Annotated in this window: 10 protein-coding genes and 1 pseudogene; 1 reads left to right on the top strand and 10 read right to left on the bottom strand. The window is 63.1% G+C overall.

The genetic code is table 11. From position 1 onward, the window contains the following. Positions 1-15: 15 nt before the first annotated feature. The 7 genes and pseudogenes from pstA to OKW28_RS29955 all read right to left on the bottom strand — a co-directional run bounded on the left by pstA (position 16) and on the right by OKW28_RS29955 (position 8,637). Entirely contained in the window at positions 16-912 is an 897-nt protein-coding gene (gene pstA, locus OKW28_RS29925; RefSeq protein ID WP_429450968.1) for a phosphate ABC transporter permease PstA, read from the bottom strand. After that, the gene (pstC, locus tag OKW28_RS29930; RefSeq protein WP_429450970.1) at positions 909-1,910 is read right to left on the bottom strand and encodes a phosphate ABC transporter permease PstC; all 1,002 of its coding nucleotides are present in this window, start codon (positions 1,908-1,910) and stop codon (positions 909-911) included. Before pstC ends, pstA begins: the two co-directional genes overlap by 4 nt. A 160-nt stretch (positions 1,911-2,070) precedes the next feature. Beyond that, positions 2,071-3,103 (bottom strand): annotated as a pseudogene (pstS, locus tag OKW28_RS29935) (phosphate ABC transporter substrate-binding protein PstS). Between the two features lie 420 nt (positions 3,104-3,523). Continuing rightward, a complete protein-coding gene (glmM, locus tag OKW28_RS29940; RefSeq protein ID WP_429450971.1) occupies positions 3,524-4,882 on the bottom strand; it encodes a phosphoglucosamine mutase in 1,359 nt (452 codons plus the stop codon). 29 nt (positions 4,883-4,911) lie between these two features. After that, positions 4,912-5,811, bottom strand: a complete 900-nt coding sequence (gene folP / locus OKW28_RS29945) for a dihydropteroate synthase (protein ID WP_429450973.1) — start codon at positions 5,809-5,811, stop codon at positions 4,912-4,914. 83 nt (positions 5,812-5,894) lie between these two features. Then, positions 5,895-7,784, bottom strand: a complete 1,890-nt coding sequence (gene ftsH / locus OKW28_RS29950) for an ATP-dependent zinc metalloprotease FtsH (RefSeq protein ID WP_018421239.1) — start codon at positions 7,782-7,784, stop codon at positions 5,895-5,897. 190 nt (positions 7,785-7,974) lie between these two features. After that, on the bottom strand, positions 7,975-8,637 hold the full coding sequence (locus OKW28_RS29955) for an RlmE family RNA methyltransferase (protein WP_184028328.1): 663 nt from the start codon (positions 8,635-8,637) through the stop codon (positions 7,975-7,977). 197 nt (positions 8,638-8,834) lie between these two features. On the opposite strand from OKW28_RS29955, the gene OKW28_RS29960 reads away from it, so the two are divergent. Beyond that, positions 8,835-9,362: a YhbY family RNA-binding protein gene (locus tag OKW28_RS29960; protein WP_429450975.1), complete on the top strand. Its 528-nt coding sequence runs from the start codon at positions 8,835-8,837 to the stop codon at positions 9,360-9,362. Positions 9,363-9,566: 204 nt separating this feature from the next. On the opposite strand, the gene OKW28_RS29965 is transcribed toward OKW28_RS29960, so the two are convergent. The 3 genes from OKW28_RS29965 to carB all read right to left on the bottom strand — a co-directional run bounded on the left by OKW28_RS29965 (position 9,567) and on the right by carB (position 13,981). Next, entirely contained in the window at positions 9,567-10,076 is a 510-nt protein-coding gene (locus tag OKW28_RS29965; RefSeq protein ID WP_429450976.1) for a DUF4149 domain-containing protein, read from the bottom strand. 20 nt (positions 10,077-10,096) lie between these two features. After that, a complete protein-coding gene (gene greA / locus OKW28_RS29970) occupies positions 10,097-10,573 on the bottom strand; it encodes a transcription elongation factor GreA (RefSeq protein ID WP_026225947.1) in 477 nt (158 codons plus the stop codon). Between the two features lie 153 nt (positions 10,574-10,726). After that, complete coding sequence (gene carB / locus OKW28_RS29975) at positions 10,727-13,981, bottom strand: carbamoyl-phosphate synthase large subunit (protein WP_429450978.1); 3,255 nt, start codon at positions 13,979-13,981, stop codon at positions 10,727-10,729. Positions 13,982-14,118 lie beyond the last annotated feature (137 nt).

Consider the following 14,118-nt stretch of genomic DNA (forward strand, 5'->3'; position numbering starts at 1 on the left):
GGGTTCACTCCGCCCTTACTTGTTCGAGAAGATCGTGCGCGCGAGGATGTTCAGTCCCAGCACCGCGAGCGTGATCAGGAAGACGCCGGCCCACGCGAGAGATTGCCACTGCGCGAACGGGCTCATCGCAAACTTGTAGATCGTGACCGGCAGGTTCGCGACCGGCTGGCCCATATCGACCGAGAAGAACTGGTTCGACAACGCGGTGAAGAGGAGCGGCGCGGTTTCGCCGGCAATCCGCGCGACACCGAGCAGCACACCGGTGACGATGCCCGCGATCGACGCCTTCAGCGTGATCGACAGCACCATCTTCCACTTCGGCGTGCCGAGCGCGAACGCGGCTTCACGCATCGCGCTCGGCACGAGTTTCAGCATGTTTTCGGTCGTGCGGATCACGATCGGAATCTGCAGCAGCGCCAGCGAGAGCACGCCGGCCCAGCCGCTGAAGTGGCCCATCTTCGCGACGACGAGCGCGTAGACGAACAGACCAATCACGATCGACGGCGCCGACAACAGGATGTCGTTGATGAAGCGCGTGAGGTTCGCGAGCCAGCCCTTCTGGCCGTATTCGGCGAGATAGACGCCCGCCATGATGCCGATCGGCGTGCCGACGAACGTTGCGAGCCCCACCAGCATCACGCTGCCGACGATCGCGTTGGCGAGACCGCCGCCATCGGTGTTCGGCGGCGGCGTCGACTGCGTGAACAGCTCGACCGACAGACCGCCGATACCAAGACGCAGCGTCGTATAGAGAATCCACACGAGCCACAGCAGGCCGAACGCCATCGCCGCGAGCGACAGCGTCAGCGCAAGCGCGTTGGTCATGCGACGGCGCCCTTGCAGACGCACGCGCATCGTTTCTAGCGTCGCGGCGTCCTTCAGACCCGGCATGTTCAGGGACGGCCCGCTCATTTCGCGCCCTCCCCTTTCTCGAGACGCAGCAGCATGATTTTCGAAATCGCCAGCACGATGAATGTAATCACGAACAGGATCAGGCCGAGTTCCATCAGGGCCGACGTATGCAGGCCCGGGTCCGCTTCCGCGAACTCATTGGCGAGCGCCGAGGTGATGCTGTTGCCCGGCGAAAACAGCGAAATATTGTCGAGCAGATTGGTGTTGCCGATCACGAACGTGACCGCCATCGTCTCACCCAGCGCGCGGCCGAGACCGAGCATGACGCCGCCTATCACACCGCTCTTCGTGAACGGCAGCACGATCTTCCACATCACTTCCCACGTCGTGCAGCCGATACCGTACGCCGATTCCTTCAGCAGGACCGGCGTGACTTCGAACACGTCGCGCATCACCGCTGCGATGTACGGGATGATCATGATCGCAAGGATCACGCCCGCGCACAGAATGCCGATGCCGATCGGCGGACCGGCGAACAGCGCGCCGACGATCGGAATGCTGCCGAGCACCGCGCCTAGCGGCTTCTGGAACCACACCGCGAAGATCGGCGCGAACACGAGCAGACCCCACATGCCGTACACGATCGACGGAATCGCGGCAAGCAGCTCGATCGCGATGCCGAGCGGCCGGCGCAGCCACGCGGGCGACAGTTCGGTCAGAAACAGCGCGATACCAAAGCTGACGGGCACCGCGATGAGCAGAGCGATGATCGACGTCGCGAGAGTGCCGTAGATCGGCACGAGCGCGCCAAATTGCTTGCTGGGTGGATCCCACACCGCCGTCCACAGGAACGCGAGACCGAACTCGCGAATCGACGGCATCGAGGCGATGATCAGCGACACGATGATGCCGCCGAGCAGCAGCAGCGTGACGATGGCGGAAAGGCGTGCGAGGCCGCCGAAAATCACATCGCCCGAGCGGCCAGGCGCCTTTTGCTGCGACGCGCGGCCAGGCGGAGTGGCCCGGCTCGTGCCGGACGCTAAATGAATATCGGACATGAGAGCCTGAGGGACCTGTTTCCAGTTGCCGGACGACACATGTCGGGCGGTCGGTGATGCATGCGGCGCATGCCGCGTGAAAGTCACAGGCCGTCCTCGCACGAGGACGGCCGGGGTGCTACAGGGCGCGGCCCAGATCGACCGCGCCAGCTTACGCCTGTTACTCGGCGAGCGTCTTGCCTGCCGAATCCTTGATCTTCTGCTTCCACTGCGTGCGGATTTCCGAGACGACCGACTGCGGCAGCGAGATGTAGTCCAGATCGTTCGCAGCCTGGCCGCCGTTCTTGAACGCCCAGTCGAAGAACTTCAGCGTTTCCGCGCCTTGCGGTGCCTTGTCCTGCGTCGTGTGCAGCAGCACGAACGTCGCGCCGACGATCGGCCATGCGTTCTTGCCCGGCTCGTTCGTCAGGATCTGATAGAACGACTTCGACCAGTCGGCGCCAGCCGCCGCTGCCTTGAACGTGTCGGTCTCCGGCTGAACCACCGCGCCGGATTCGTTCTTCATCGCGACGTAGTTCATGTGGTTCTGCTTGGCGTACGCCCATTCGACGTAACCGATCGCGCCCGGCAGACGCTGCACGAAAGCCGCGACGCCGTCGTTGCCCTTGCCACCCGTGCCGGTCGGCCAGTTGACCGTCGCACCTTCACCGACCTTCGTCTTCCATTCCGGGTTGACCTTCGACAGGTAGTTCGTCCAGATGAAGCTGGTGCCCGAACCGTCGGCGCGGCGCACCACGGCGATGTCCAGATCCGGCAGCTTGACCTTCGGGTTCAGCGCGACGATTGCCGGGTCGTTCCACTTCTTGATCTTGCCCAGGTAGATGTCGCCGAGCACTTCACCCGACAGCACCAGTTCGCCCGGCTTGACGCCCGGCACGTTGACTGCCGGCACCACGCCGCCGACCACCGTCGGGAACTGGAACAGGCCTGCCTTCGCGAGTTCGTCGTCCTTCAGCGGAGCGTCCGACCCTGCGAAATCGACGGTCTTCGCCTCGATCTGCTTGATGCCGCCCGACGAACCGATGCCTTGGTAGTTAACCTTGCCGCCGCCGCGTCTTCTGATAAGCGTCGGCCCACTTCGTGTAAATCGGTGCCGCGAACGTGCTGCCCGCGCCGGTGATGTCTGCGGCTTGCGCTGCGATTGCGAAGAGCGCGCCAGCGACGCCAGCGAACACGGTTTGCATCAATTTCATGAGACCTCCAAGGGGGTGTGAGCGTGTGGTGTGAGCGTGAAACTGAACACCGCGAAGCTTAGGGTCTCTTTATGACAAAAACGTGACTGATAATGAATCAAATGTGACAGTAATATTACCCCGTGAAAGGTGCCGAAGCCGCCGAATTGCCGCTGTGCCGATGCCCGTTGCATCGCATTTTTCAAGGTAGACGAAAAAGATGGGGCGCGAACGTTTGCGCTGCGCTCGGAGGTCGTTTTTGTGCGGGATGTGCCGTCCTTTTGGCGGCTGCGGAGTGGGGACTCGATGGGGTGAGGAATGAGCCTTCGTTGGGTGCGAAAGCCCGGCCGCCCAGTTTATGGAGCCCGCTGAATCTTCTGCCTGCGACGCTCAGGCAGGCGGCAAGCGGCCGCCACCGCCCGCCGTCGACTCGGGAATCGATCAGGCCGTCGCTACCCGCACGGCTTCGGCAATCGCTTCAGAATGCTCGAGCGCGTCCGCGACGTTCTGCGCCTCCACCATCACGCGCAGTACCGGCTCGGTGCCCGACGCGCGGATCAGCACGCGGCCGCGGCCGTCGAGCGCGCCTTCGGCCACTTTGATCGCACTGCGGATCGTCTCGCTGCCCTTCCAGTCCGAGCCGGGCTTCATGCGCACGTTGATCAGCTTCTGCGGAAACAGGGTGACACCGTCGAGCAGATCCGCGAGCGATTTGCCGCTGCGCTGCATCGCCGCCAGCACGAGCAGAGCGGACACGATGCCGTCGCCGGTCGAATGGCGATCGAGTGACAGAATGTGGCCCGAACCTTCGGCGCCGAGCTGCCAGCCGTGCTCGCGAAGCTGTTCGAGCACATAGCGGTCGCCGACCGCGGCGCGCACGAACTTGACGCCGACATTCTGCAGTGCGACCTCCACGGCCATGTTGGTCATCAGCGTGCCGACCGCTCCTTCCACGTGGCCGGCGGTCGCGATACGGTCCTTGACCAGCACGTACAACAGCTCGTCGCCGTTGAAAAGGCGGCCGGACTCGTCGACGACCTGCAGACGGTCGGCGTCGCCATCGAGCGCGATACCGAGGTCCGCGTGGTTTGCGCGCACCGCGCGAACCAGCGCATCCGGCGCGGTCGCGCCGACGCCGTCGTTGATATTGAAGCCGTTCGGCGAGACGCCGATCGGGATCACTTCCGCGCCGAGCTCATGGAACACGTGCGGCGCGACGTCGTACGCGGCGCCATGCGCACAATCGACGACGAGCTTCATGCCGCGCAGGTCGTACGCGGCCGGGAATGTGCTCTTGCAGAACTCGATGTAGCGGCCAGCTGCGTCATCGAGACGGCGCGCTTTGCCCAGTTGCTCGGAGGCCGCGCACGCGAGCGGCAGCTCGAGTTGCTCCTCGATCTGCGCCTCGACGTCGTCCGGCAGCTTGTTGCCGTCGGCCGAGAAGAACTTGATGCCGTTGTCGTAGTACGGGTTGTGCGACGCGCTGATCACGACACCCGCGGCAAGCCGCAGTGCGCGCGTCAGATAGGCGATGCCGGGTGTCGGCATCGGGCCGGCCAGCATCACGTCGACGCCGGCGGCCGAGAAGCCCGATTCGAGCGCGGCTTCGAGCATGTAGCCCGACACCCGCGTGTCCTTGCCGATCAGCACGGTCGGACGGGTGCCTGTTTTCGCCCATTGATCGGCGCCCGCGAGCACCTTGCCGGCCGCATAGCCGAGCCGCAACACGAATTCCGGCGTGATCGGGCCTTCGCCGACCTTGCCTCGAATGCCGTCCGTTCCGAAGTAACGACGTGCCATGTTTGTTCTCCCTGTCCGTGGCTGCGGGTTCAACCGTGCGCGCGGCTCTGCTTGTCCGCGTCGCGCAGGGTTGCCCATACTTTCAATGCATCGACTGTTTGCGCGACGTCGTGTACGCGCAGAATCGCGGCGCCCCGTTCGGCCGCGCACACCGCCGCGGCGATGCTGCCGGCCACGCGCTCCGGCGCCGGCCGCCCCGTCACCGCGCCAACCATCGACTTGCGCGACATGCCCGCAAGAATCGGATACGGCGAAGCGGCGCGCGGAGCCGTGTCGCGCAGATGCGCGAGCAGCGCGTAGTTATGCTCGACGACGACCTTGCCGAAGCCGAAACCCGGATCGACGCTGATACGCTCGCGCGCAATCCCCGCCTGCTGCAACGTCGCGACACGCTCCTCGAGGAAGTGGCGCACTTCGCCGACGACGTCGTCATAGTGCGGCTGGCCCAGCTGCATGGTCTGCGGCTCACCTAGCATATGCATGACACAAAGGCCGCAGTCGCTGTCGCGCACCGCGTCGATCGCGCCGGGCATGCGGAAGCCCCAGATGTCGTTGATCAGGTCGGCGCCCGCGTTCAACGCATGACGCATCACTTCCGGCTTGTACGTATCAACCGACAATGGCACGTTCGCGCCACGCAGTTGCTCGACGAGCGGCAACACGCGCTCCAGTTCTTCGTCGAGCGGCACCGGCGGCGCGCCAGGACGCGTCGATTCCCCGCCGATATCGATGATGTCCGCGCCCTCGAGCATCATGCGCTCGGCCTGGCGCAGCGCATCGCCGCGCATTGCGAACTTGCCGCCATCGGAAAAGGAATCGGGAGTGACGTTCAGGATGCCCATGACCAACGGGCGTTCGAACGTCAGCTTGAAACGGCCACACTGCAGCGGCTCTGGAAGGGGTACGGAAGAAGAATCGACTTTCGACACGTAGCAATGCTTCACTTGGAACGGATAAATGCAAAACGGGCCGGTGTGTAGCACACCGGCCCGCACTTTCTTCTGGCTGCCGATCAGGCCGGCGCCGTCGCGCTGCCCGGCTTGACTTCGGTGCCCGGGCTGCCGCCCGACGAGGCGTCGCTTGCCGACGGCGGCGAGCTCTTCGGTGAACGCGGCGGACGGCCTGCCATGATGTCGTTGATCTGATCGGCGTCGATCGTCTCCCACTCCATCAGGGCGGCGGTCATCGCTTCGACCTTGTCGCGGTTCTCTTCGAGCAGGCGCCGTGCGAGATTGTACTGCTCGTCCAGCACATGACGGATTTCCGCGTCGACCTTCTGTTGCGTCGCTTCCGAAATGGTCCGCGTGAAGCCTCGGCCGAACGGCGAAGCGTCGTTCTCGTCGTCGACATAGACCATCGGTCCGAGCGCATCCGTCATGCCGAAGCGGGCAACCATTGCGCGAGCCGTCTGCGTCGCCTTGTTGAAGTCGTCCGACGCGCCGGTGCTGATCAGGTTCAGGAACAGCTCTTCCGCGACGCGGCCACCGAACAGGATGGCAAGACGGTCGAGCAGATATTCCTTCGAGTACGTTTCGTTGTCATGCTCCGGCAATTGCCATGTGACGCCCAGCGCACGGCCGCGCGGAATGATCGTGACCTTGTGCACCGGATCGGCCTTCGGCAACAGCTTCGCGATCACCGCGTGACCCGATTCGTGATACGCGGTAGCACGCTTCGATTCTTCGCGGATCACAGCCGACTTGCGCTCTGGACCCATGAAGATCTTGTCCTTCGCGTCCTCGAAGTCCGTCATTTCGACGATGCGCTTGCCGCGCCGCGCCGCGAACAGTGCTGCTTCGTTGACGAGGTTTGCGAGATCTGCGCCCGAGAAACCCGGCGTGCCGCGCGCGATCACTGCCGCATCGACGTCGTTCGAGATCGGCACCTTGCGCAGGTGCACCTTCATGATGTGCTCGCGGCCGCGAATATCGGGCAGACCCACGTACACCTGACGGTCGAAACGGCCCGGACGCAACAGCGCCTTGTCGAGCACATCCGAACGGTTTGTCGCGGCGATCACGATGACGCCCGAGTTCGCCTCGAAGCCGTCCATTTCGACGAGCATCTGGTTCAGCGTCTGTTCGCGCTCGTCGTTGCCGCCGCCCATGCCGGCGCCTCGATGACGGCCGACCGCGTCGATTTCGTCGATGAACACGATACACGGCGCGTGCTTCTTGGCCTGCTCGAACATGTCGCGCACGCGAGCCGCGCCAACGCCGACGAACATTTCCACGAAATCTGAACCTGAAATGCTGAAGAACGGCACCTTCGCCTCGCCGGCGATGGCGCGCGCGAGCAGCGTCTTACCGGTTCCCGGCGGGCCAACGAGCAGCACGCCGCGCGGAATACGACCACCGAGCTTCTGGAATTTCTGCGGATCGCGCAGGAAGTCGACGAGTTCCGACACTTCTTCCTTGGCTTCGTCGCAACCGGCGACGTCGGTGAAATTGATTGCGTTGTTGTTCTCGTCGATCAGTCGCGCGCGCGACTTGCCAAACGAGAAGGCCCCGCCTTTGCCGCCCCCCTGCATCTGTCGCATCATGTAAAACCAGAAACCAATGATCAAGATCGTCGGTCCGAGGTAATACAGCACGGACATCAGTGCATTGGGTTCGTCGTCAGCCTTGCCGCTCACCTGTACGCCATACTTCATCAGATCGCCGACCATCCAGATGTCGCCGGGCGACACGATCTGGTACTTCTGGCCGTCTGCTGGAGTGACCGTGAGGTTCCGCCCCTGGACAATGACGTTCTTGACTTTGCCGTTCTTCGCGTCGTCCATGAACTGCGAATAGGAAACGCCTTCCTGGACACGGGGCTTGTCGAACTGCTTGAACACCGTAAACAGCACCAGTGCGATCACCAGCCACACTGCTGCTTTCGAAAACATATTGTTGTTCAAAGCACCACTCCTTCACTTAGACGGGCGCCTACATTTGCCTTGCGGCACCACGAAAGCATTCTAATCCAGTCCGCAGACCCCTGCCATAACGTTTCACTACCACGGAAATAGGGTAGCGGGCCGGCTTGACGCCCGTCTCCGGACGCATCGGGCTCATTATTGGCAGAGATGGAACCGGCTCGCCGCATCCCTACGCGGGACGCTTCAGATGCTTACCCAAAATAAATGTTTCTGACGATTTATCCCGCGACGCCTTCGGCTTGCGGGCCGCCACCACCTTGAATTGGCGTTTGAACTTTTCGACAATCTGACTATACCCGCTGCCGTGAAAGCATTTGACTAAAAGGGCACCATCCGGCTTCAGGTGATTTTGCGCGAATTCGAGCGCGAGATCGCATAAATGCTCGATCCGCGCCGCATCCGCGATCGCCACGCCCGACAGGTTGGGCGCCATATCCGAAATTACAAGGTCTACCTGGCGCGCACCGACCAATTCTTCGAGCTGGACCAGCACCGAGTCTTCGCGGAAATCGCCCTGGATGAAGTGCACGTCGGCCACCGGCTCCATCGGCAGAATGTCCAAAGCGATGATCGTGCCGTCGATGCCACCTTCGCGCTCCGCGTTGCGCTGCGAGCCGCCCGCGAGCTTGTTGCGCACGTACTGGCTCCAGCTGCCCGGCGAGGAACCGAGATCGACGATTACCTGCCCGGGACGGATCAGCTTGTCCTGCTCGTCGATTTCCTTGAGCTTGTAGGCCGCGCGGGCGCGATAACCTTCCCGCTGCGCCATTTTGACGTACGGATCGTTGATGTGGTCGTGCAGCCACGCGGTATTGAACTTGTTTTTTGCCATTAAAGATTGAACTATTGCTGCGTCGGGTCGCGCTTTAGGGGATAATACGCGGTTAATTCGCGCGGCCCCCGCCAGACTGGCGGCGATCCGCGATTCTGTTGTTCTGACGCGCGCCCTGCTGAATCGAGTCGCCCGAATCGCTCGGCGATCGGACGAAAACGCAGGAGCCGCCATTTTAGTCGAGTCTTCCACTTTTCATGCCAGCCCTCAAAGTCTCTTCCGACCAACGCGCCGAGTTGCGCTCCCAGGCACATCCGCTCAAACCGGTCGTGCTCGTCGGCGCCGAAGGCTTGACCGACGCTGTGCTCGCCGAAATCAAGGTGCACCTCGCCGCGCATCAACTGATCAAAATTCGTGTGTTCGGCGATGAGCGCGAGGAGCGCATCGCTATCTACGAAGAAATCTGCGACGCGTTGAACGCTGCACCGATCCAGCATATCGGCAAGCTGCTCGTGATCTGGAAGCCAGAATCGGCACCGCCGGCGGCAAAAGCGAAGCGCGGCGCGTTGCCGAGCGCCCGCGAAGCGGCGGCCGAAGAAACCCGGCCGGCCAAGGGACGCCCACCCCGCATCGTCAAGGTCGCCAAGCCGACAGACGTGCCGATGCGCAAGCCGCGAGCGAAAGCGGTGCTGGTGCGCGGCAATGAACGCGTGACGCAGGGCGGCAACATCAAGCGCGCGAAGAAGCGTCAAACCAGCGCGAAGCGTTCGCATCAGTCGAAGTAAGAGAACACGCGCCCAAGGTGCGGACCGACTCCGCACTGCGCATTGGCGGCCTTGAGCGCGAGGCCCGAAGCAGCGCGAATGAACCGTAGTTGGCCACCGGAATCGCGACGATTCGTCGCAATGTGATGAGGTTCATCGCGGGCATCGGCATCGGCCCGGCGGCCATGGCACGCGCACCGTCACACCATCAGCCACCCGCGAGCTTCAGCCCGCCACCTTGCCCGTGACGTCGCGCGCGCCCTCTTCCTCGGCCGCGGCACCAACAGGCGCCGGCAGCAGCCAAACGAGCGCAACCCCTAGCAGGCTCTCGATCAGGTAGAACAGACTGGACACGCCATGCAGGATGCCGAAGCGCGTCGCATAAACGGAATGCCCGATATCGCTGCCCGCTTCGAGCGCCGCCACGCGCATCGCGTTCATGAACGGCTGCAACGCGAAATAGCCAACCAGCACGCATACGAGCATACCGGCGAGCAGCCAGCGCAAGCGGCGATATGCGCCACTCCCGCGCCGCACGAGCAAATTGGCGAGACCGAGCAGCAAAATGCCGCACACGACGCCAATCACACCCTGAATACGAAACAACTGCGCGGCGACGGCGCCCGCCGTCATCCGGTCGAGCGTCGTGAACAGCACGGGCGCAACCGCATAGCCGATAGTCAACAGACTACCGACCCACACCACCGTCAACAGGCGGAAAAAACGATGCGGCATCAAAGGCACCGGCGCCACCCTCAGATGTAGCTGACCGCGATGATTTCGTATTCGCGCACGCCGCCCGGCGCTTGCACCGACGCGACGTCGCCTTCCGACTTGCCGATCAGCGCACGCGCGATCGGCGAGCTGATCGAGATCAGGCCGTGGTCGATGTCCGCTTCGTCGTCGCCGACGATCTGGTATTTGACCGACGCACCCGACTCGAGGTCTTCGAGCTCGAGCGTCGCGCCGAACACCACGCGGCCGTCCGCTTCCACTTGCGACGGATCGATCACCTGCGCGCCCGCGAGCTTCGACTCGATTTCGGCGATACGGCCTTCGATGAAGCCCTGCTTTTCCTTCGCAGCGTCGTATTCCGCATTTTCCGACAGATCGCCCTGGGCGCGCGCTTCCGCGATCGAGTTGATCACGGCCGGACGTTCAACCGATTTCAGGCGCTGCAATTCATCGCGCAGCATGTCTGCGCCGCGCTTCGTCAATGGAATAGTGCTCATAAACAACTCTGGAGGCAAAAAACGGCCATAAAAAAAATCACCGCGGTTAAGTGCATTCCGCGAAAGCCGCCGCCCGTGGACAAACCCGGGCCGCAGCACCTGCGGAACGCCGCTTAACCGCGGCACTTACATCTTGGACAGCTAGTCGAAGCCTTAGTTTAGGCGAGCATGGAGTCCTTGTAAATCATAGACTTCGAGGTTCTTCAGATAACGAAGACCCTCCACCGCCGCGCGTGCGCCCGACATCGTCGTGTAGTAGGTGACCTTGTTCGCCTGCGCGCTCATGCGGATCGAACGCGAATCGGCGATCGCCGCGCGCGTTTCGTCGACGGTCGTGAAGACGAGCGCGATCTCGCCGTTCTTGATCATGTCGACGATGTGCGGACGGCCGTCCTTCACCTTGTTGACGACCTTGACTGGCACGCCGGCCGCTTCGATCGCGGCAGCCGTGCCCTTGGTCGCGACGATCGGGTAGCCGAGCTCGTGCAGCATGCGCGCGACTTCGACTGCCTTCGGTTTGTCGGCGTCCATCACGGTCAGCAGCACCGTGCCCGATTCGGGCAGCCGCGAACCCGCCGCGAGCTGCGACTTGAACAGAGCCTCGCCGAACGTCTGGCCGACGCCCATTACTTCGCCGGTCGAACGCATTTCAGGTCCGAGCACCGGGTCGACCGCCGGGAACTTGACGAACGGGAACACCGCTTCCTTCACGCTGAAGTACGGCGGCTCGACTTCCTTCGTCACGCCTTGCGCGGCGAGCTTCTGGCCGACCATCGCGCGCGCTGCGATCTTCGCGAGCGGCAGGCTGGTCGCCTTCGACACGTACGGCACCGTGCGCGACGCGCGCGGGTTCACTTCGAGCACGTAGATGATGTCGTCCTTCGAGCCGTCAGCCTGCGGTACCTGCTGAATCGCGAACTGCACGTTCATCAGGCCGACCACGTTCAGCGCCTTCGCCATCGCGGCGGTCTGGCGCTTCAGTTCGGCCACGGTCGACTTCGATAGCGAATACGGCGGCAGCGAGCAGGCCGAGTCGCCCGAGTGCACGCCCGCCTGTTCGATGTGCTCCATCACGCCGCCGATGAACACGGCATCGCCATCGGAAATGCAATCCACGTCGCATTCGATCGCGTCGTTCAGGAAACGGTCGAGCAGCACCGGCGAGTCGTTCGACACCTTCACCGCCTCGCGCATATAGCGCTCGAGATCTCGCGGCTCGTGGACGATTTCCATCGCGCGGCCGCCCAGCACGTACGACGGACGCACGACGAGCGGATAGCCGATTTCGTCGGCGAGCTTCAGTGCTTCGTCTTCGGCGCGCGCGGTGCGGTTCGGCGGCTGGCGCAGACCGAGGTCCTGCAGCAGCTTCTGGAAGCGCTCGCGGTCTTCGGCCGCGTCGATCATGTCCGGCGACGTACCGATGATCGGCACACCGTTCGCCTCGAGGTCGAGCGCGAGCTTCAGCGGCGTCTGGCCGCCGTACTGCACGATCACGCCGACCGGCTTTTCCTTGTCGACGATTTCGAGCACGTCTTCGAGCGTCAGCGATTCGAAGTACAGACGGTCGGAGGTGTCGTAGTCGGTCGACACGGTTTCGGGGTTGCAGTTGACCATGATCGTTTCATAGCCGTCCTCGCGCATCGCGAGCGCGGCATGCACGCAGCAGTAGTCGAACTCGATACCCTGGCCGATCCGGTTCGGGCCGCCGCCCAGCACCATGATCTTCTTGTTGCTGGTCGGATTCGCTTCGCACTCTTCCTCGTAGGTCGAGTACATGTACGCGGTCCTGGTTGCGAACTCGGCCGCGCAGGTGTCGACGCGCTTATACACCGGACGCACGTTCAACTCGATACGACGCGCGCGCACGTCCGCCGGCTTCGCGCCGAGCAACTTGGCCAGACGACGATCCGAGAAGCCGCTCTGTTTCAGATACTTCAGCTCCTCCTTCGTCAGGCTCGCCAGCGCGCGGCCTGCCAGCGCCTTTTCCTTCAGCACGATCTGCTCGATCTGCGCGAGGAACCACGGGTCGATTGCGGTCTCCTCGAAGATCTCTTGCGCGCCCATGCCCACACGGAACGCGTCGCCAACATACCAGATGCGATCCGGACCAGCTTCGCCGATCTCGCGGATGATCTCATCGCGATTGGCGGTCTTTTCATCGAGACCGTCGACGCCGACTTCGAGGCCGCGCAGCGCCTTCTGGAATGACTCCTGGAACGTGCGGCCAATCGCCATCACTTCGCCTACCGACTTCATCTGCGTGGTCAGGCGCGAATCGGCTTCACGGAATTTCTCGAACGCGAAACGGGGGATCTTCGTGACGACGTAGTCGATCGTCGGTTCGAACGACGCCGGGGTCTGGCCGCCGGTGATTTCGTTCTTGAGTTCATCCAGCGTGTAGCCGACCGCCAGCTTCGCCGCGACCTTCGCGATCGGGAAGCCGGTTGCCTTCGACGCCAGCGCCGACGAGCGCGACACGCGCGGGTTCATTTCGATCACGATCATGCGGCCGTCTTTTGGATTGATCGAGAACTGCACGTTCGATCCGCCGGTGTCGACGCCGATCTCGCGCAGCACCGCGAGCGACGCGTTACGCAGAATCTGGTATTCCTTGTCGGTCAGGGTCTGCGCCGGCGCGACGGTGATCGAGTCGCCGGTGTGGATGCCCATCGGGTCGAGGTTTTCGATCGAGCAGACGATGATGCAGTTATCCGCCTTGTCGCGGACCACTTCCATTTCGTACTCTTTCCAGCCGAGCAGCGACTCTTCGATCAGCAACTCGCGCGTCGGCGACAGGTCGAGACCGCGCTTGCAGATCTCTTCGAACTCGTCGCGGTTGTACGCGATGCCGCCGCCCGAGCCGCCCAGCGTGAACGACGGACGGATCACGACCGGATAGCCGCCGCTGCCAGTTTCCACGGCGATCTTCGCCTGTACCTGCAGCGCTTCTTCCATCGAATGCGCGGTGCCCGACTTGGCCGAACCGAGGCCGATCTTCGTCATCGCGTCCTTGAACTTCTGACGGTCTTCCGCCTTGTCGATCGCTTCCGGCGATGCGCCGATCAGCTCGACCTCGTACTTCGCCAGCACGCCGTGCGCGTGCAGGTCGAGCGCGCAGTTCAGCGCGGTCTGGCCGCCCATCGTCGGCAGGATCGCGTCCGGGCGCTCCTTCGCGATGATGCGCTCGACCACTTCCCACGTGATCGGCTCGATATAGGTCACGTCGGCCGTGTTCGGGTCGGTCATGATCGTCGCCGGATTGCTGTTGACGAGAATGACCTTGTAGCCTTCCTCACGCAGCGCCTTGCATGCCTGCGCGCCCGAATAATCGAACTCGCACGCCTGACCGATGATGATCGGACCCGCGCCGATGATGAGGATGCTCTTGATGTCTGTCCGCTTGGGCATAACGCTCTCGCTAATGTATTCCTGAATTCTTTCCGTCGGCGCGCGGCGTATTCACGTTGCGCGCGCTGTTTCGCGGCATGCCCGCCGCGTAGCGCCGCGGGCTGCGGCGGCCGCCGCGAGCCGTTTCCGGCTGGCCT

Origin of the sequence: Paraburkholderia sp. 40, from assembly GCF_050434105.1 — a bacterium.
GTDB classification, from domain to species: Bacteria; Pseudomonadota; Gammaproteobacteria; order Burkholderiales; family Burkholderiaceae; genus Paraburkholderia; species Paraburkholderia tuberum.